Here is an 18,639-nt window from a genome sequence, read left to right as displayed (position 1 = left end):
TTTCCATGAGCCGTGCTGCGCCTGAACTGGAACACGCCTGGAGGGTGGGTACTGCGCCGGGCATATTCCCATTCATCGGCCACGGTATCGCCTTGTACCGTCGCCCGTTGGCTTTTCTGAATTCTTTGCCCGCGCACGGGGACCTGGTCGAGATACGGCTGGGTCCCCAGCGCGCGTGGATGGTGTGTCACCCGGAGTTGGTCCACCAGGTGCTCATGGACGCGCGCACCTTCGACAAAGGGGGCCCGCTCTACGAGAGGCTGCGGTCGTTTCTGGGTGACGGCGTCGGCACTTGTCGGCACCAGGAGCACCGGCGGCAGCGCAGGATGCTCCAACCCGACTTCCGCGCGGCCCGTGTCGCCGACAACGCGGCGCTGATGGGCGAGGAAGTGGAGTCGGTGTGCCGTGAGTGGCGGGCCGGCCGGGAGGTCGACGTCAGTGCGACCATGCTGGCACTGACGACGCAGGTGATGAGCCGTGTGCTCTTCTCCGACTCGCTCGACGCCGCGACGGGCTCCGAATTGCGCGGCTGCCTCGCCACCATCGTCCGCGGCCTCTTCGTCCGGACGGTGGTGCCGATCGACGCCCTGTTCCGCGTTCCCACGCCCGCGAACCGTCGTTACCGGCGTGCTGTCGACCGCCTGCACGCGATCGTCGACGCGGCTGTCGCCGAGCGCCGCCAGGGCACGGCATGCAGCGGCAGGACCGATGTGCTGGGCACCCTGCTGGCGGCCACGCAGGACCGTGGCGGAGCGGCGATCAGCGGGCAGGAGGTCCACGACCAGCTCATCACGCTTCTGTTCGCCGGAGCCGAGACCACCGCCCTGTGCCTCACCTCGGCGCTCGACCTGGTGGCGCGACATCCGGAGGAGGAGCGCCGACTGCACTCCGAGGTCGACACCGTGCTCGCCGAAGGCCGGCTGCCTGGTCCCGACGAGCTGCCTCACCTCGTCCGCACCCGGCTGGTCCTCACCGAGACACTGCGCCACCGCCCGCCCGGCTGGCTCTTCACCCGCGTCACCACCAGGGAAACGGATCTGGCCGGTCACCGCCTCCCACTGGGTGCCACCGTCCTGTACAGCCCGTACCTCCTGCACCACGACCCGGCCTCGTTCCCCGAGCCCGACCGTTTCCTCCCCGACCGCTGGCTGCCGGGACAGGCCGTCGGCATCCCGCACGCAGCGATGATTCCGTTTGCCGCGGGCAGCCGCAAATGCATCGGCGACTCTTTCGCCATGGCGGAAGCCACCATGGCCCTCGCGTACGTCACACGGAATTGGCGTCTGAGCCACCTGCCCGGACACGTCGAACGGGTGCGTCCCGCGGCGACGTTGGGGCCGAGGTCATTGGTGATGATCTGCGAACCACGAGCGCAACGGCCGCACGGCACACCGCCTCGTACACGACTCCCGAACGGTAGGTGACAAGGTGTCGACGACGCATGAGGAAGTCGGTCTCGTGACGCAAGGCGGAATTCCCGCCTCCAATCTCACGGAACTGATCGACACACATCTCCATATGCCCTTCCCGTTTCTGAGCAATGCCCACGCATCCCGAGCGGCCACCGGCGTCGACACGTGGTTACGCACGTGCGGGCTGACCGACGAACTGGGAGTGGAGGCGATGATCGCCTTCACCCGGCCCGCCGAACTCGCGTCCTGCATCAGCCCGACGGTGGAGTTGGATCTCCTCCAGATCGTGGCCAATCAAATCGCCTATCAATTCATCTTCGACGACCGCGCGGAAGAGATCGGTCGGCGGTCGCCGGCCCTGCTGCTGCCGATGCTGAGCGAGAGCATCTCAGTCCTGCGCGGCGACGCTCGGCCCAGCACGCCCCTCGGGGCAGCGCTGGCCGATCTCCACAGGCAGGTCCGAGAGCGGTGCACCCCCGCACAAGCCGCGCGCTGGGCATGCAAGAGCCGCGAATACGTGCACGGCCTCCTGTACGAGGCGGTGGCCCAGGCGCAGCCCCTCCCCCCACACATGGCACTGAGCACCTCGATACGTTCGCTCACCGCGGGAGTCGAGCCCTTCTTCCCGCTGGCCGAAGCGGCGCAACCGCACGAGCTGTCCCCCGATGAGCTCCACCATCCCGCCATGCAACGCCTGAGCCGGCTGTCGGCCGATGCGGCCGTGTGGATACCCGACCTCTTCTCCGCGGTGAAGGAGCAGCGGACGGGCGGAATGATCAATCTGGCCCTCGCGCACCAGCGGGCCCACCGGTGCTCCCTTCCGACGGCCGTCATGCTGGCCATCCGCCAGATCAACGGCACGATCAGGGAGTTCGAGCGGCTCTACGAGGAGATCAAGCCGGAGTTGAGCCCAGCCGCGATCGGCTACGTGGACGGCATGGTCGGGTGGATCCGCGGGTGTTACTACTGGTCCCGCAGCGTGCCGCGCTATGCGGACGCGGCGCTTACTCCCGCTCACACGCATTGACGACCGAGAGCACTGATTCGATGTTCACTACCCGAAGAGCGGACAATCGAACCACTTCGACGCGGAATTCATCCTTCTCTGTCATCCTCGTGCCCGAACACGGCCACCGGGCACTCACCCGAAGCGTACGCTCTGCGCTGTCCTCCGGATCGACGACAGGAAGCGGTAGGGCACATGGCGCATGGGTCGTGGCAACCGAACTCCGAGCCCCGCCGGTTGCTGGAGCGCCAACGGGAACTCCAGGCACTCGACTCCGCGTTGTCGGACCTCCGCGACGCCTCCGCCGGCGTGCAGCGGCCCCGCCCCACTGGGCTGCTCGCCTTCACCGGTCCTGCCGGGCTGGGCAAGACGGCACTCCTCACGAAGGCACGCGCCCGCGCCACGGCACACGGATTCCATCTGCTCTCCGCCCGGGCCGGCGAGAAGGAACAGGAGCTGGCGTTCCGTCTGGTGCGCCAGCTCGTCCAGCCCGCCCTGGCCACCATGGACGAGGCAGAACGCCGTACCTTCCTCGGCAGTTGGTACGACATCGTCGCCGCCGCGCTCGGCCTGGAGGCGACGGACACCGCCCACACTCCGGACCCGACCGGGGTACGCGACGGCCTCGACTGGGTCATGACGCGCCTCGCGGCGATGAAGGCGCCTCTCGTCCTGCTCCTGGACGACCTGCACTGGGCCGATCTCGAGTCACTCGGCTGGCTCGCCTCGTTCGCTCCGCGGGCCGCCGAACTTCCACTCCTGCTCGTCGTCGCCTACCGCCCCGACGAACTGCCGCCCGAGGCTGCCCCCTTCCGCACGGTCGTCGAACGTCACGGGAACCGCCCGTACTCACTGGCCCGGCTCAGCGCCGCCGGCGTGGCCCAGATCGTCCGGGACGAGCTGGGAGAAGGGGTCGAGGACGACTTCTGCGACGAGTGCTGGTCGGTCACCGGCGGCAGCCCGTTCGAGACCGTGGAACTCGCCATCAGGCTCGGCGAACGGAACCTGAAGGGCGCACAGAACGAGCTGCCCGCCATGCGGGACCTGGCCGCCGCGGTCAAGGGCCCAGGACTGATCGAGAGCCTGCGCGCGCTCGGCACCACCACCGTCCGTTTTGCCCATGCCGCAGCCGTACTGGGTCCACCGGTTTCACGGGAGCTCGCCGCCACTCTCGCGGTGATCGGCAGCGAGGAGGCCGTGGAGGCCACCGAGAAGTTGCGCGCCGCCCGCATCCTTGCCGACGCCGAAGGGCCTGGGGGCGGCATCGAGTTCGTCCATCCGCTGATCGCCACGACGATCTACCGGTCCATTCCCTCCGGCCTGCGGGTCGGCCTGCACGACAGGGCCGCGGAGGCCGTCCGCGCGGCGGGGTTCGGTCCGACCGCCGCCGCGCGGCATCTGCTGGAGGTTCCCTGCGAGGGCAGGCCCGAGGTGGTCGCATGCCTGCGCGAGGCCGCCCGTGTGCACCTGCGGGCCGGGGCTCCGGAGGCCGCCCGGCGCGCCCTGTCCCGAGCCTTGCAGGAGCCACCGCGTCCTCAGGACCGGGCCGCACTCCTGCATGAGCTCGCCTGCTCGACCTTCCTGATCGAACCCACGGCCACGGTCAGCCATCTCCAGGAGGCGCTGGCAGAGCCCGACGTGGATCCCCATCTGCGGGCCTCCATCGTCTACCGGCTGACCCAGGCGCTGGCTCACACCGACCGGCTGGCCGAGGCGGCGACCGTGTCCGCCGACGCGGCGCGGCTTGCCACTCATCCGCGCATTCGCCTGCGCATGCAGGCCGATCACTTCGTCTGGAGCGCCTTCCGCACCGACGAGCCCGACTCGTTCGCCCGCTCGCGCAGGCTGGCGCGGCTGGCCGAGCGGTTGACCGGCCGTGGGCTGGAGGAGCGGTACATCCTGGGGCTGCGGGCCTGGGACGCCGTGGTGCGTGGCGAGCCCCGGCAGAGCGTCCTCGCGTGTGCGGAGGAGGCCCTGCGGGGTGGGCTGAGCTGGACGGACGAGAACCGGGGCTTCGAGGTGCCCGTCTCGGTCGCCCTGGTGTTCATGTACTGCGACCAGCCGCGGCGAGCCGAAGAGCTGTTCACCCAGGGCATGGCCGAGTGCGAGCGCATGGGCTGGCGCGGCTCCCACCTGGCGCAGGGGCAGACGCTTTTCGGCTACATCCGCTACCGCCGCGGCTGCCTCCCTGAGGCGGAGGAACTCGTACGGTCCGGGCTGCGCACCGCCGACCGGGTGGCAGGCGCCGTCCCCGCCCAGTGGTTCGCCATCGGCATCCTCATCCAGATCCTGCTCGCCCGCGGCCGCATCACCGACGCGCGTCGCCTCGCCGACTCCTACCACTACGGCAACATCGTCCCGAACGCCGTCATCTACCCCGATCCCCGCACGGTGTACGCCGAGCTGCTGCTGGCCGAGGGTCGGCACGCGGAGGCCGAGAGCCTGTTGTCCGCCGTCGGGGACTGGCTGGACGCACGGGGTGTGCGCAACCCCTCCTGGTGCCCGTGGCAGCTGCACCTGGCGTCCGTCCTCGCCCCCACCGCCCCGGAGGCCGCGGCCGGCCACGCACAGGAAGCCGTCAAGCGCGCCCGGGACTTCGGCGCCGCCTCCGTGATCGGCCAAGCCCTCCACACCCTCGCCGAGGTGACCGGCGGACCGGCGGCGGTCGACCTGTACGCGGAGGCCGTGGACCACCTGGAACAGTCACCCGCCTCCTACGAGCTCGCCCGTGCCCTGGTCGGCCACGGCGCCGCCCTGTCCCGCAACGGCCGGGTCCCGGAGGCCGCCGATCGGCTCTACCGAGGCCTGGAAGGTGCCGTCCACTGTGGGGCGGAGGCGCTCGCGGTCCGGGCCAGGGAGGAACTCTCGGCGGCCGGACTGCGCCCACTGCCGCTGCGGTACGCGCAGGCGGACACGCTGACCGCCCCGGAACGCCGTACCGCCGAACTGGCCGTCCAGGGACAGCCGGCGGGGGTGATCGCCAAGGAACTCCGGCTCACCGAGCAGGGCGTGCGGCAGTTGCTGTCCAGCGTCTACCGCAAGGTCGGCACCGACGCCGCCGGCCTGGCGAAGGCTCTGGAGACTTTTCCTCGCCCTCGCTCCTGAGGTCAGGGCCGGCCGCCGGTCTCGGACGAGCGGCCGGGCCGTGGTCACACGGGCCGCTCCCGCCCCTCCCAGTACGGGTCCCGCAACCGCCGCTTGTACAGCTTGCCGTTGGGGTCGCGCGGCATCTCGGGGATGAAGTCGACGCTCTTGGGCCGCTTGTAGCCGGCGAGTTGCTCGGCACAGTGGTCGAGGATCGCGGCGGCGAGGGCAGGACCCGGTTCGTGACCGGGGGCGGGCTCGACGACGGCCTTGACCTCCTCGCCCCAGTCGTCGTGCGGGATGCCGAAGGCGGCGGCGTCGGCGACAGCCGGGTGGGAGAGGAGCACGGACTCGATCTCGGCCGGGTAGATGTTGACCCCGCCCGAGATGATCATGTCGATCTTGCGGTCGCGGAGGAAGAGATAGCCGTCCTCGTCGAGACAGCCGAGGTCGCCGACGGTGAAGAAGTCACCGATGCGGTTCTTCCTCGTCTTGGCCTCGTCCTTGTGGTAGGCGAAGCCCCCGGTGTTCATCTTCAGGTAGACGGTGCCGAGTTCGCCGGGCGGGAGCCGGTTGCCGTCGTCGTCGAAGATGGCGAGTTCGCTGATGGGCCAGGCCTTGCCGACCGTGCCGGGCTTCTTCAGCCAGTCCTCGGCGGTGGCGAAGGCGCCGCCGCCCTCGCTGGCCGCGTAGTACTCCTCCACACACGGGCCCCACCATTCGAGCATCGCCCGCTTCACATGGTCGGGGCAGGGGGCGGCGCCGTGGATGGCGTGCCGCATGGAGGAGACGTCGTAGCGGGCCCGCACCTCCTCGGGCAGGGCGAGCAGGCGGTGGAACTGGGTCGGGACCATGTGGGTGTGGGTGCACTTCTCCCGGTCGATCAGGCGGAGCATCTCCTCGGGCGTCCACTTGTCCATCAGCACGAGGCGGTGGCCGATGTGCAGGGACGCGCCCGCGAACTGGAGGACCGCCGTGTGGTAGAGCGGCGAGCAGACCAGGTGCACGTCGTCGCCGAACGGGCGGATGCCGAAGATGCCGAGGAAGCCGCCCAGGTACGCCTCCTCGGGGGCCTTGCCCGCCAGCGGCCGCCGGATGCCGCGCGGTCGGCCGGTGGTGCCCGAGGTGTAGTTCATCACCCAGCCAAGCTCGCGGTCCGCCGGCGCCGACTCAGGCTGCCCGTCGAGGAGTTCGGAGTACGGCCGGAAGCCCTCGACCGAGCCGATCGCGTACCGGTGGGTGGCGGGCAGGCCTGCCTCGTCGGCGGCGTGGCGCGCGGGGGCGGCGAAGCGTTCGTGGGCGAGGAGCACCTTGGCGCCGGAGTCTGCGACGATCCAGGCGATCTCGGGGCCGACGAAGTGGTGGTTGACGGGGACCAGGTAGAACCCGGCCTGGCTGGCGGCGAGGTACGCGGTGAAGAAGTCGGCGCTGTTGGGCAGCACGACGGCGAAGGCGTCGCCGCGTTCCATTCCGGCCGCGCGCAGGCCGTGGACGAGGCGGTTGGCGGCGGCGTGCAGTCGGCCGGCGGTCCACTCCTCGCCGTCGGGGGCGACTAGGACCGTGCGGTCGGGGTCGGCCGCTGCCTGGGCCCAGAAGCCCGCGGGGGGTGTGCTCGTCACTGGCCGCTCCTTCCGGCGATGCGGTCGAGGCGATCGACGGCTCGCTCGAAGCCGCGGGTGAGGTCGTCGACGACGGCCTGGACGCTGCGTTCGCTGTTCATCCGGCCCACGATCTGGCCGACGGGGGTGCCGAGCAGCGGCTCGACCTCGTACTTCTGGATGCGGGAGACGGCCTCGGCGACGAGCAGTCCCTGCAGGGGCATGGGGAGGGTGCCGGGCCCGTTGGTGTCGTCCCAGGCGTCGGTCCACTCGGTGCGCAGCTGACGGGCGGGTTTCCCGGTCAGGGCGCGCGAGCGCACGGTGTCGCCGGAGCCTGCGGCCAGCAACTTCTGGATGAGTTTGGGTGAGGGGAGTTCGGCCTCGGTGGTGGTCAGCCATATGGAGCCGAGCCACACACCCTGGGCGCCGAGGCTGAGTGCGGCAGCCACCTGTTGGCCGCTGCCGATGCCCCCGGCCGCCAGTACGGGCAGCGGGGCGACCGCTTCCACCACCTCCGGTGTGAGCACCATGGAGGCGATCTCACCGGTGTGGCCGCCCGCCTCGTAGCCCTGGGCGACCACGATGTCGATGCCGCCCTCCTTGTGCTTGACGGCGTGCCGGGCGCTGCCCGCGAGCGCGGCGACCAGCACACCCCGGTCATGGGCACGCTCCACGACGTCCGCGGGCGGTGAGCCCAGCGCGTTGGCGAGCAGCTTGATCGGATAGTCGAAGGCGACATCGAGCTGGCTACGGGCGACCTGCTCCATCCACCCGGTGATACGCCAGCCGGACGCCTCCCCCTCGGCCAGCTCGGGCACACCGTACTTGGCGAGGGTGTCCTTGACGAACTGCCTGTGCCCCTCGGGGATCATCGCCTCGACGTCGGCCTCGGTCAGTGTTTGATTGTTCGGGGCCTCCACCTTCTTCGCGGGCATGACGACGTCCAGGCCGTAGGGCCGGCCGTCGACATGTGCCTCGATCCAGTCGAGGTCGCGTTTGAGTTCGTCGGGGGCCGTGTAGCGGACCGCGCCGAGCACTCCGAAGCCGCCGGCCCGGCTGATGGCCGCGGCGACGGCGGGGAACGGCGTGAAGCCGAAGATGGCGTGCTCGACTCCCAGTTTCTTGCTCAGCTCCGTCTGCATGGGCGCAGGATGCCGCAGTCCTCCGGACGACGGAAGGGGTTTTCTGATGCTCCGTCAGTTTCCTGTCCGCCGCCGGGACGGCACACGCCTCATTGACACAACCGGCACCCGACAGGAAGGTTTCACGATGACTGACGAGGTGGCTCTCAGACTTACCCGCCGTCAACTGGGCGTCCTGGCCTTGAGTGGGACTCTGGCCCTCGCCCCCTTACCCGCCGACCCGGCCGCAGCCGTCCCCGCGTCCGGGCACCCGACCCTCCAGCACGGCTCCCCCGAGCGCGCCGGCCTCCTGCCCGCCCACCTGCGCCGACTCGTCACCGACGCCGAGGCGTTCCTGGGCCCCTCCCCCAAGCACCCCTGGTACGCGGGCGCCGTGCTCCTCGCCGGGCGCGGCGGCACCGTAGCCCTGCACCAGCCCATCGGCATGGCGCTGCGCTACCGGGCGTACGACGAGAAGACCGACACCGGCGTCGAGTTCTCGGCCGACGAGCGGATCCCGATGGCCGAGGACACCGTCTTCGATCTGGCCTCGGTGTCCAAGCTGTTCACCTCGATCCTCGCCGTGCAGCAGATCGAGCGGGGTGCCCTCGGCCTGGAGTCGACGGTCGCCTCCTACCTCCCCGACTTCGGCCGCGCGGGCAAGCAGGAAATGACGATCCGTCAGCTCCTCACTCACACCTCTGGGTTCCGCGCCTGGATCCCGCTGTACAACGCGCCGACGTACGAGGAGAAGCTCCAACTCATCTGGAACGAGGCGCCGCTGAGCGCGCCCGGCACCCAGTACCTCTACTCGGACCTGAACCTGATCTCCCTCCAGCTGGTCCTGGAGAAGATCACCGGCCGCGCGCTCGACACCCTCCTGCACGAGGAGATCACCGCCCCACTCGGCATGCGCCGCACCCGCTACAACCCGCCCGCGGCCTGGAGACCGAAGATCGCCGCCACCGAGGACGCCCGCAGGCCCTGGTCCGGCCTGGACCGGGGGCTCGTGTGGGGTGAGGTGCACGACGAGAACGCCTTCAGCCTGGGTGGGGTCGCGGGCCACGCGGGCGTGTTCTCGAACGCCTGGGACCTCGCCGTCCTCGGCCGGACACTGCTCAACGGCGGCTCCTACGGCAAGTGCCGCATCCTGGAGCCGGAGTCGGTGGAGCTGATGTTCACCGACTTCAACACCGCCTTTCCCGGCGACGAGCACGGCCTCGGCTTCGAGCTCTACCAGCACTGGTACATGGGCGCGATGGCCACGCCGCGCACCGCGGGCCACACCGGCTTCACCGGCACCTCGCTGGTCCTCGACCCGACGACCGACTCCTTCCTCGTCGTGCTCGGCAACTCGGTCCATCCGGTGCGCAGTTGGCGCTCCGGTTCCGCGCCCCGGGTCGCCGCCGCCGGCAACCTCGCCCGCGCCGTACCGGTCCGCCCCCGCCACGGTCGTACCGCATGGTTCTCGGGAATGACGAGCGCCACGACCGCGACCCTCTCGCTCCCCGCGCTCGACACGTCCTCGGGCGACGCACGGCTGTGCTGCGCCCTGTGGTGGGACACCGAGCCCCAGTCGGACGCCCTGATCCTGGAGTCGACGACCGACGGGGGGACCAGCTGGCAACGGCTCCCCTTCACGACGACACGCCCCGGCGAGCGACCGCAGGATCGCCCCACCGGCACGGTCACGGGCTGGTCGGGCCGTGTCTGGCACCGGCTGACGGCTCGGCTCCCCGCGCACGGGCAGCTGGTGCTGCGCTGGCGGTACGCGACCGACCGGCTGTACGTGGGCCGGGGCGCGTACGTCGACGGCCTGCGGGTCGAGGCGGCGGACACCGTCCTCTTCGACGAGGCCCGTCCGGCGGACGCGGCACGGATCGAGGCGACGGGCTGGGCGACCTCCACCGACTGACCGCTCAGCCCGGAAGGCGCGCCGAGCGCCCTCAGCCGTCGCCGCCCTCCAGCACCGCCATCGCCGCGTTGTGCCCCGGCACCCCGCTCACCCCTCCCCCGCGCACCGCGCCCGCCCCGCACAGCAGCACGTTCGGGTGCCGGGTCTCCACGCCCCAGCGGCCCGTGCCCTCCTGGGTGTGGGGCCAGGCCAGCTCGCGGTGGAAGATGTTGCCGCCGGGCAGGCGCAGGTCGCGCTCCAGGTCCAGCGGGGTCTTGGCCTCGATGCAGGGGCGGCCGTCGGCGTCGGTCGCCAGGCAGTCGGCGAGGGGTTCGGCGAGGTGGGCGTCGAGCTGGGCGAGCGTCGACTTGAGCAGTTCCTCGCGTACGGCGTCGTTGTCGCGTTCGAAGAGCCGGGCCGGCGTGTGCAGTCCGAACAGGGTGAGGGTCTGGTACCCCCGTTCGACCAGGTCGGGGCCGAGGATCGTCGGGTCGGTCAGGGAGTGGCAGTAGATCTCGGACGGGGGCGCCGTGGGGAGTTCCCCGGCGGCGGCCTGGGCGTGGGCGGTGGCCAGTTGGCCGTAGTTCTCGGCGATGTGGAAGGTGCCGGCGAAGGCCTCGCGGGGATCGACGGCGCTGTCGCGCAGCCGCGGCAGGCGCTTGAGCAGCATGTTCACCTTGAGCTGGGCGCCCTCGGCGGGGGCCGGGGGCGTGTCGCCGGTGAGGGCGGCCAGCTCCTGCGGGGAGGCGTTCACCAGGACGTGCCGGGCGGCGGCGACGCCCTCGCCGTCCGCCGTCCGATACGTGATCTCCGCCGTACGGCCGTCCGTGTCGATCCGTACCGCCTCGTGCCCGGTGACGACGGCCGCGCCCGCCTGACGAGCCGCCGCGGCCAGGGCGTCGGTGAGGGCGCCCATGCCGCCGACGGGGACGTCCCAGGCGCCGGTGCCGCCGCCGATCACGTGGTACAGGAAGCAGCGGTTCTGCTTCAGGGACGTGTCATGGGCGTCGGCGAAGGTGCCGATCAGCGCGTCCGTCAGGACCACGCCCCGCACCAGGTCGTCCGCGAACCGGTCCTCGATCGCGACACCGATCGGCTCCTCGAAGAGGACGCGCCAGGCCTCCTCGTCGTCCACCCGGCGGCGCAGTTCCGCTCGGCTCGGCAGGGGTTCGGTGAGGGTGGGGAACACCCGCTTGGCGACCTCGCCGGTCATGCCGTAGAACCGCTGCCAGGCCGCGTACTCGGCATCGCCGCCGGTCAGCCGGGCGAACGCCTCCCGGGTGCGCCGCTCGCCGCCCCCGACCAGCAGTCCGGTCGGCCGTCCGTCCCGTTCCACGGGCGTGTACGAGGAGACATTGCGCGTGCGGACGCGGAAGTCCAGGCCGAGGTCCCGCACGATCTTCTTCGGCAACAGGCTGACCAGGTACGAGTAGCGAGACAGCCGTGCGTCGACGCCGGCGAACGGCCGCGTGGACACGGCGGCGCCCCCGGTCCGCTCCAGCCGCTCCAGTACCAGCACGGACCGTCCGGCCCGGGCGAGGTAGGCGGCGGCGACCAGGCCGTTGTGGCCTCCGCCGACGATGACCGCGTCGTACGTAAGGTGTCCCGGGTGTCCCTCGTGTGCAGGCATGGTTCTTCGTAACACGTGATGATCTAGGTCGGCCATAGGTCGGCCGCGCGGGAGTCCGCGGCCCGGTGAGGCCGCCGCCTCACGGACCGCCGGTTCCGCGCTGCTGCCGCAGGACCGCCACCCTCCGGTACAGCTCGACGGCCTCGGCGCCCCGCCCGAGCTGTTCCAGGCAGTGGGCCTCGTCGTTGCGGCTGGCGAGGGTGTCGGGGTGGCCGGCGCCGAGGACGCGTTCGCGGGCGGCGGCCACCCTGCGGTACTCGGTGAGCGCGTCCGGCCAGCGGCCCAGCCAGCCGAGGCTCACGGCGACCTCGCGCCGGCTGACCAGGGTGTCGGGGTGGTCGGGTCCCAGCACTCGCTCGCGGATCGCGCACACGTCACGCGATTCGGCGAGGGCCTCCTCCCAGCGGCCGAGCCGGCCGAGGTTGACGCCGAGGCCGTGGCGGGCGCGGAGGGTCTCGGGGTGGGCGGGGCCGTGGACGCGGGTGCGGTCGTCGATCAGGTCGCGGTAGAGCTGGAGCGCCTCCGCGCTGCGGCCGAGTCGGCCGAGGCTGATGCCGACCTCGTAGCGGGCGGCGAGGGTGTCGGGGTGGTCCGGGCCGAGGGCCTGTCCGCGTGCCTCGGCGACCTCGCGGTAGGTCCGCAGGGCCTCCGCCCAGCGCCCCAACTGGCCGAGCGCGTAAGCCACTTCGTAGCGGGTCACCAGGGTGTCGGGGTGATGCGGGCCGAGAACGCGGGCGCGGGCCGCGGCGACCTCCTCGGCCATGCGGTACGAGTCCTCCAGACGGCCCAGCCTGCTGAGGTTGAAGGCGAGGTTGTGGCGGCAGCGCAGGGTGTCGGGGTGATCGGCGCCCATGGCGCGTTCCCGTGCCGTCAGCACCGACGCGTAGACCTGGTGCGCGTCGAAGTGGCGGCCCAGCTGGCCGAGGACGTAAGCCATTTCCTGCCGGGCGGCGAGCGTCTCCGGGTGGTCCGGTCCCAGGGCGAGGCTGCGGGCGCGGGCGACGTGCTTGTACTCGCGCAGGGCGTCGGCGGCGCGGCCGGTGCGGCTGAGGGTGAAGGCGACCTCGTAGCGGCTGGCGAGGGTGTCCGGGTGGTCGGGGCCGAGGAGGTGCTCGCGCTCGGCGGCGACGGCCCGGTGCACCTCGCCCGCCTCGGTCCAGCGGCCGAGCCGACCCAGGCTGAGCCCGGCGTTGTGCCGTCCGGCCAGCGCGGTGAGCGTCGCCGCGGAAGGGGCGGCGGGCTCGTCCGGTACGGCGGTCTCCTCGGGGCGGCCGGCGGTCGGCCGGGGGACCCACTCGCCGGTGAGGCCCGCCCCGGCGTCGGGGGGTGTGGTGCGCAGTCCGGCGCCGGTGGCCTTGTGGCCGGTGGTCATGCCACGGGTCCAGGACGGCAGGCGTGGTTCACGGGCCAGGGGGGCCGGGGGCCTGAGGTCCGGCTGCGGGGTCACCACGGTGGGCACATACGTCGGAGTCGTGCGGCCGAGACCGATCCGGCGCCCCAACTCGCGTCCGTCGTGCGGGCGTTCCTCGGGCCGTTTGGCGAGCAGGTCCAGGATGACCTTCTCGAGGTACTCGGGCAGCTCGGCGCGGTGCTCGCGCGGTGGCCGGGGCGGGGTGTCGCGGTGGCCGACGAGGATCGCCCAGGGGTCGTCGAGGTCGAACGGCGGTACTCCGGTGGCGATTTCGTACAGTACGCATCCCAGCGAGTACAGGTCGCTGCGCTGGTCCACCTCGCTGCCGCTGATCTGCTCCGGCGACATGTAGTGCGGGGTGCCCATCGCGATGCCGGTGCCGGTGAGCCGGGAGGTGAAGCCGATGTCGTGGCCGAGACGCGCTATGCCGAAGTCGCAGATCTTCACGGTGCCGTCGGCGAGCCGCATGATGTTCGCGGGCTTCAGGTCGCGGTGGACGATGCCCTGTTGGTGGGTGTAGGCGAGGGCGGCGGCGACCTGGTCGGCGATCTCGACGACGTCCGGGACGGGCAGCGGGTGGTGCTTGTTGTCCTCCAGGAGCTGGCTCAGGTTGCGGCCCTGAAGCAACTCCATGACCAGGAAGAGGATGCCGTCGCACTCGCCGAAGTCATGGACGACGGTCACCCCGCGGTGCTGAAGCGCCGCGGCCACCCGGGCCTCCCGCCGAAACCGCTCCCGCAGGACACGGGTGAAGGACTGGTCGTGGTGCGGTCCCAGCGGCTTGAGGCACTTCACGGCGACCTGCCGGCCCAGCGACTCGTCGCGCGCACGCCACACCTCGCCCATACCGCCGCGCCCGATCAGATCGAGCAGCCGGTATCGGCTCTGGATCAGCCCGCTGTCCCCCATCTCCCGCGATCGCCCCCCGTCACGGTCCGCCCCACCCTCCCCCGGCTCGTCCAGTATGGCGAGCTATCGTCCGAGTTTGTACGGTGCCGGGCGGGAGCCGGGACCGAGCCGGGCCATGGCGCGCAGGATGTGTTTCGGCGGGAGTTGCCAGCGCAGACGTGCGGGAATACAGCGCAGCAGGGTGCCCGTGGCACGCAACTGACGGGTGACGGTGGCGGGTTTCGGGGCCGGTCTGCCGTACAACTCGTGGGCGTACGGCGGCAGGGCGGCGTACGCCAGTTGGGCCACGCGCCGCCACAGCACCTCGCGCGCCGGGACGAGAAGGGGATGCGTCGGCGGGCGGAGCAGGAAGTCGTCCACCGCGCGTGCCTCGGGTCCGCACGCGAGCTCGGGGCGCACCTTCTCGAAGTACGCCGCCATCTCCCGCTGGTTCGCCGGTACGGCCTCGGGGTCCAGGCCCACCAGGCGGGCGCTGACCCGGTGTTCGGCGAGGTAGCGGTCGGCCTGGGCGTCCGTGAGGCGAAGCCCGGAGCGGCGTGCCACCTGCAGATACGAGTCGATCTCGGCGCAGTGCACCCACAGCAGCAGCTCGGGTTCGTCGACGCCGTACCGCTCCCCCGTGTCGGGGTCGGTCGCGCCCAGCATGCTGTGGATCTTCCGCACCCGGCCCCCGGCCTTCTCGGCGGCCTCGGTGGTGCCGTAGGTCGTCGTCCCGACGAAGTCGGCGGTGCGCAGGAGCCTGCCCCAGGCGTCGTGCCGGAAGTCGGAGTTCTGCGTGACGCCGCGCACGGCACGCGGGTGCAGGGCCTGGAGGTAGAGCGCGCGGACTCCGGCGACCCACATGATGGGGTCACCGTGCATCTGCCAGGTCACCGAGCTCGGACCGAACAGGCCGGGGTCACCGCTGCGTATGGCGTCCACATGCACAAGTGTGCCCGCGGCCGTCGGCTCTCTCCAGAGCACCACGGTGACCTGCGGGGAGGAGCGTCATCCGGGGGCGGCGACGAGAGGTGGCTCTCCCCAGCCGGCTGCCAGGGCCTGCTTGAGTGCGTCGACGGCCGACCGGCCGATCCGCTCGGCGAGGACCGACTCGATGACCGCGATGGTGGCCTGGGCCCGCTCGTGCACACGCTGCCCCTCGGCCGTGGTGCGGATCACGATCCGGCGCGCGGAGCCGGGGTCGGGGACCTGTTCCAGCAGGCCCATGGCGATGAGGCCGTGCACCGTCTGATGCGCCGTCTGCCGACTCGCCCCACAGGACGGTGCGGGCCGTGTCCAGGCCGAGCTCGGCGGACCGGGTGTGCCACCAGGTCAAGGCGGCCTGCACGTCCTGCAGTTGACCGGGGTGGGTGACCTCGCCGCTCAGCCGGTAGTCGGGGCTGGTGACGGCGAACCCGGCGCGCACCAGACGGGCGAAGGGGCCCGGCGCCCAGTCGTGGAAGTGGGGCCCGAAGTCGTCCCGCCTCCCCCGGCGCCAGGCACCCCCGTGCAGGAAGACGACGACCGGCACCGGAGCCGGTGCCTCCGCGGGCAGCCAGAGGTCGACCTCCAGGGGGTGGCTGCCCTCGGGCATGTCGTAGACCGCGGCGCGCAGGAGCCGTACTCCCGGATTCGTGAGGGATGTTTCTCCTCGCCAGGAGCACGAGGGCGGCTTTCCACTGCGGGCGGAGAGACCCCGTGCGCGTCCGACGGCGGTGAGGTCCCGATGCAGCTTCTCTGCTGATAATCCGTACGGTGATGCATCCGGAGCAGCGGGCCAGCTTCATCAGGCAGTCGGTGGCCGTCCACAGGTCGGCGAAGTCGTGCTCCGAGCGCCGGTGTTAGGGAAGAAGGAGAGTGAGGTAGCGGGTGCCGGGGGCGATCCGGGCGGGGATGTTGATCAGGTGGCGGCGAATGGTGCCGGTCAGCGCTTTCGCGTGGGAAGACGGAGGCGAGATGCCCGGCTGGGCGGGTGAGGTTATAGGAGGTGGCGGCCAGGGTCAGCCAGGCCGCGTTCGCGGTGAACTTCCCCGACGGCAGGTGAGCCAGGGCGGAGTCCTCGAGTTTGGCGAACACCTGCTCCAAGCAGGCGTGATCACGGTGTATCGGCTCGCGTCGGCCAGGACGAAGCTGCTGTCGGTGAAGATGACGTGGTGGCGCCCGACACTGAACAGCCCGCTCTGCCCCCGGGCACGGACGCGGGGCCGGGCCAGGCGCTTGACGCGGTGGACGATGAGCCGGGCCGTGACGTGAAGCGCCTTCTCATTGCTCGTGAACGCGGTGTTTCAGGAAGCCTTTTGGTCGGCGGGCTTCTCGATCTCGGTGGTCACTCGTGCTCTTCGGAAGAGCACCGGGAGCCACAGGAGACACGCCAGCAGGGGGACCGCGGCGTAGGTGGCCATGCCCACACTGGAGCCCAACCCGTCCATGAGCGCGCCGAGGACGAGATAGCCGATGCCGATGAGCGCCGACTCCACGAATGCGATCATCGACAGCAGGCTCGCCCGATGGCGCGACGGCACTGCCTCGTTGAACACGTTGTCCACGATCACGGCTGTGATTTCGGGAATTCCGACCAGGAGCAGGAACGCGGCGATCGTGACCCAGAGAAGGCCGAGGCCGCTGAGGCCGAGCGCCACGGCGAGCGTCAGGAGAGACACCGGGACGATGGCCCGATACCCGATGCGCCGGTCCGCGCGGTCCGACAGCAAGGGAGTGAGCCCGCCGGCGAAGAATCCCGCCGATATGACCACGCCGACCAATGCGGTGCCCGCTCCCTGATCGGAGAGGGTCTTCTGCGTGAAAATGATGTACGGCGTCAAAGTCGCATGCATCAATCCGGACACCACGACAAGCGTCACGAGCGCCGGCGTGGCGACCCGAAGCATCGCCCGCCATGCTGTGGCGTCGCCGCGCTTTTCCTCGGCTCCGTCCTGCTCGTCCACCGCGTCCGCGCCGCGGATCTCGGGCACCCGTGACATCAGCACCACCACGGCCAGGACGAGGCACGCCGCCGAACCGACGTAGACGACTCCCCAGGAAATCCGCTGCAGTTGGCCGCCGAGGACGATGGCGGCTCCCGAGGTGACCGTCCCGAGCATGGTGAACCGAGACTTGATCTTGACGTAGCCGGCCGTTGCACCACGACGCACGAGCAGGTCGTACAGCAGGGCGGTGTCCGAACCGGACACACATGCCATGCCCACGCCCTGCACGATGAACAGCGTCAGGAACACCCAGTAGTTGGAGAACGACACCTGACCGAGCAGACATCCAGCTATCAGCACCTGGCCGGTCACGATGCTGGCACGCCTGCCGATTCGGTCGGCGATGACTCCCGTCGGCAACTCCGCAAGTCCGCTGACCAGGTAGATCAGTGTCTGGAGGAGGGCCACTTGCCCGGCGGAGAAGCCTCGCTCATACAGGAAGAGGACGAATACGCCACGCTGGAACAGCGAGTTGGCGAGCACGGCGTATACGTAGAAGGGGCGCGCGACGCTTCGCGCCGCATCGTCGACTGCAGCCGACCCGCCAAGGGCCTCCGTGGTGCCGGTCATGCTGCGGGCTCCCCCTGGTGACTCCGGTGATCATAAGTATTGGGCCTCCGCCGCCGACCGGAAGCTCCAGTCCATACCTCGCGCAGGATATGCAGGATATTGGGCCGACCATCCGGGCACCGTTGCCGGCGCCGCGGCCATCCTCGGTGGAGGTGTCAGGTGTTGGAAACGGTTGCGGTCACCAGAAGAGAAAGCCGTCCGGTACGGACACGCCCGAGCCCCCGCAACGCCCCTAGGGCCTGATGCGAAAGTGGATCTTCTGTCAGACCTGCCTGGGATGCTCTGAGCATGGAGATGACGCTGCAGCTGACGATCGACTGCTCCGATCCGCAGAGAATGGTGACTTTCTGGGCCGAGGCCCTGGGCTACGTGCCTGAGCCTCCGCCGGGCGGGCACGCCACGTGGCGTGCTTACTGGGCGGCGGTGGGGGTGCCCGAGGCAGAGTTGCCGACCGGTGCCGGGGATATTCCGGAGTCGATCATCGATCCTGCGGGACGAGGACCGAGGGTGTGGTTCCAGCAGGTTCCGGAGCCGAAGGTCGCCAAGAACCGGTGGCACTTCGACCTGAAGGTCGGCGGGGGCCGTGACGTCCCACTGGACGTCCGCATACAGCGGGTCAAGGCTACGGTGGAACGGCTGGTCAAAGCTGGTGCCACCGTGCTGCGGATTAAGGATGAGCCGGACATGGGGCTCTACGCCGCCGCCATGCAGGACCCCGAGGGCAACGAATTCGACGTCGCCTGAGGGCCGTTGCGGCAGTGCTGGTCACAGCCACTCGTTCACGGTTGCGACCAGCACAGTCGCCTCGTAGCGTCGGCACCTCAAGGCTCTGCGCGACCGAACCCGGGCCTGCCTGCGACCAGAACGTCGCCCTCAACAGCTCCGTACACACGATCAGCAAGCAGGCATCGGGCCCGAATGTGACCGGGCTGGCTAGTTGGCACCAGGCCACGTTCACGACCTGCACTGATGCCAAGCATCTTCAGCGGCCGGAGCCGCAGAATCAGCGAAACAGTTGGCACTTTGGTACAGCGCAGG

The 18,639-nt window shown here is 70.6% G+C and carries 12 protein-coding genes and 1 pseudogene; 5 read left to right on the top strand and 8 right to left on the bottom strand.

The window, feature by feature from the left end:
* Nucleotides 1-5 precede the first annotated feature (5 nt).
* The 3 genes from ACIREI_RS40570 (at nt 6) to ACIREI_RS40560 (ending at nt 5,523) form a co-directional block, all read left to right on the top strand.
* Nucleotides 6-1,424 carry a cytochrome P450 gene (locus tag ACIREI_RS40570; RefSeq protein WP_403344438.1) on the top strand — a complete coding sequence of 473 codons (1,419 nt, stop codon included), beginning with the start codon at nt 6-8 and terminating at the stop codon, nt 1,422-1,424.
* Between the two features lie 4 nt (nt 1,425-1,428).
* A complete protein-coding gene (locus ACIREI_RS40565) occupies nt 1,429-2,439 on the top strand; it encodes a (-)-alpha-amorphene synthase (protein ID WP_403344435.1) in 1,011 nt (336 codons plus the stop codon).
* Nucleotides 2,440-2,613: 174 nt separating this feature from the next.
* A complete protein-coding gene (locus ACIREI_RS40560; protein WP_403344432.1) occupies nt 2,614-5,523 on the top strand; it encodes an ATP-binding protein in 2,910 nt (969 codons plus the stop codon).
* Between the two features lie 44 nt (nt 5,524-5,567).
* Here ACIREI_RS40560 and ACIREI_RS40555 read toward each other — a convergent pair whose 3' ends face one another.
* Both ACIREI_RS40555 and ACIREI_RS40550 read right to left on the bottom strand, forming a co-directional pair.
* Entirely contained in the window at nt 5,568-7,121 is a 1,554-nt protein-coding gene (locus ACIREI_RS40555; RefSeq protein WP_403344429.1) for an acyl-CoA synthetase, read from the bottom strand.
* Nucleotides 7,118-8,242 carry an NAD(P)H-dependent flavin oxidoreductase gene (locus ACIREI_RS40550; protein ID WP_403344426.1) on the bottom strand — a complete coding sequence of 375 codons (1,125 nt, stop codon included), beginning with the start codon at nt 8,240-8,242 and terminating at the stop codon, nt 7,118-7,120. The genes ACIREI_RS40555 and ACIREI_RS40550 overlap by 4 nt, the downstream gene beginning before the upstream one ends.
* Nucleotides 8,243-8,369: 127 nt before the next feature.
* Between ACIREI_RS40550 and ACIREI_RS40545 the strand changes: the two genes are divergently transcribed.
* Entirely contained in the window at nt 8,370-10,136 is a 1,767-nt protein-coding gene (locus tag ACIREI_RS40545) for a serine hydrolase (protein ID WP_403344423.1), read from the top strand.
* A gap of 31 nt (nt 10,137-10,167) precedes the next feature.
* Here the strand turns inward: ACIREI_RS40545 and ACIREI_RS40540 are convergent, their stop codons facing one another.
* From ACIREI_RS40540 to ACIREI_RS40515, 6 genes and pseudogenes are all read right to left on the bottom strand, one after another.
* On the bottom strand, nt 10,168-11,745 hold the full coding sequence (locus tag ACIREI_RS40540; protein ID WP_403344421.1) for a phytoene desaturase family protein: 1,578 nt from the start codon (nt 11,743-11,745) through the stop codon (nt 10,168-10,170).
* A 79-nt stretch (nt 11,746-11,824) separates the two neighbouring features.
* Complete coding sequence (locus tag ACIREI_RS40535; RefSeq protein WP_403344419.1) at nt 11,825-14,065, bottom strand: tetratricopeptide repeat protein; 2,241 nt, start codon at nt 14,063-14,065, stop codon at nt 11,825-11,827.
* A 63-nt stretch (nt 14,066-14,128) separates the two neighbouring features.
* The gene (locus ACIREI_RS40530; RefSeq protein WP_403344733.1) at nt 14,129-14,926 is read right to left on the bottom strand and encodes an oxygenase MpaB family protein; all 798 of its coding nucleotides are present in this window, start codon (nt 14,924-14,926) and stop codon (nt 14,129-14,131) included.
* Nucleotides 14,927-15,052: 126 nt separating this feature from the next.
* Nucleotides 15,053-15,289: a hypothetical protein gene (locus ACIREI_RS40525; protein ID WP_403344750.1), complete on the bottom strand. Its 237-nt coding sequence runs from the start codon at nt 15,287-15,289 to the stop codon at nt 15,053-15,055.
* A 70-nt stretch (nt 15,290-15,359) separates the two neighbouring features.
* Nucleotides 15,360-15,638, bottom strand: a pseudogene (locus ACIREI_RS40520) (alpha/beta hydrolase fold domain-containing protein); the annotation flags it as partial.
* Nucleotides 15,639-16,329: 691 nt separating this feature from the next.
* Nucleotides 16,330-17,601: an MFS transporter gene (locus ACIREI_RS40515; RefSeq protein ID WP_403344417.1), complete on the bottom strand. Its 1,272-nt coding sequence runs from the start codon at nt 17,599-17,601 to the stop codon at nt 16,330-16,332.
* 288 nt (nt 17,602-17,889) lie between these two features.
* Here ACIREI_RS40515 and ACIREI_RS40510 point away from each other — a divergent pair, with 288 nt between their 5' ends.
* Entirely contained in the window at nt 17,890-18,345 is a 456-nt protein-coding gene (locus ACIREI_RS40510; RefSeq protein ID WP_403344415.1) for a VOC family protein, read from the top strand.
* Nucleotides 18,346-18,639: the final 294 nt, after the last annotated feature.

Source organism: Streptomyces sp. NPDC093591, from assembly GCF_044764885.1.
Classification (GTDB): domain Bacteria; phylum Actinomycetota; class Actinomycetes; order Streptomycetales; family Streptomycetaceae; genus Streptomyces.
Note: the sequence above shows the minus strand (reverse complement) of the source record. Positions and strands in the feature narration are given on the sequence as shown.

Bases quoted from the DNA above. Each gene is read 5' to 3' on its own strand.
- ACIREI_RS40570 (WP_403344438.1), top strand. From the start codon at position 6: ATGAGCCGTGCTGCGCCTGAACTGGAACACGCCTGGAGGGTGGGTACT.
- ACIREI_RS40515 (WP_403344417.1), bottom strand. From the start codon at position 17,601: ATGACCGGCACCACGGAGGCCCTTGGCGGGTCGGCTGCAGTCGACGAT.
- ACIREI_RS40545 (WP_403344423.1), top strand. From the start codon at position 8,370: ATGACTGACGAGGTGGCTCTCAGACTTACCCGCCGTCAACTGGGCGTC.
- ACIREI_RS40535 (WP_403344419.1), bottom strand. From the start codon at position 14,065: ATGGGGGACAGCGGGCTGATCCAGAGCCGATACCGGCTGCTCGATCTG.
- ACIREI_RS40560 (WP_403344432.1), top strand. From the start codon at position 2,614: ATGGCGCATGGGTCGTGGCAACCGAACTCCGAGCCCCGCCGGTTGCTG.
- ACIREI_RS40550 (WP_403344426.1), bottom strand. From the start codon at position 8,242: ATGCAGACGGAGCTGAGCAAGAAACTGGGAGTCGAGCACGCCATCTTC.
- ACIREI_RS40540 (WP_403344421.1), bottom strand. From the start codon at position 11,745: ATGCCTGCACACGAGGGACACCCGGGACACCTTACGTACGACGCGGTC.
- ACIREI_RS40530 (WP_403344733.1), bottom strand. From the start codon at position 14,926: ATGCACGGTGACCCCATCATGTGGGTCGCCGGAGTCCGCGCGCTCTAC.
- ACIREI_RS40510 (WP_403344415.1), top strand. From the start codon at position 17,890: ATGGAGATGACGCTGCAGCTGACGATCGACTGCTCCGATCCGCAGAGA.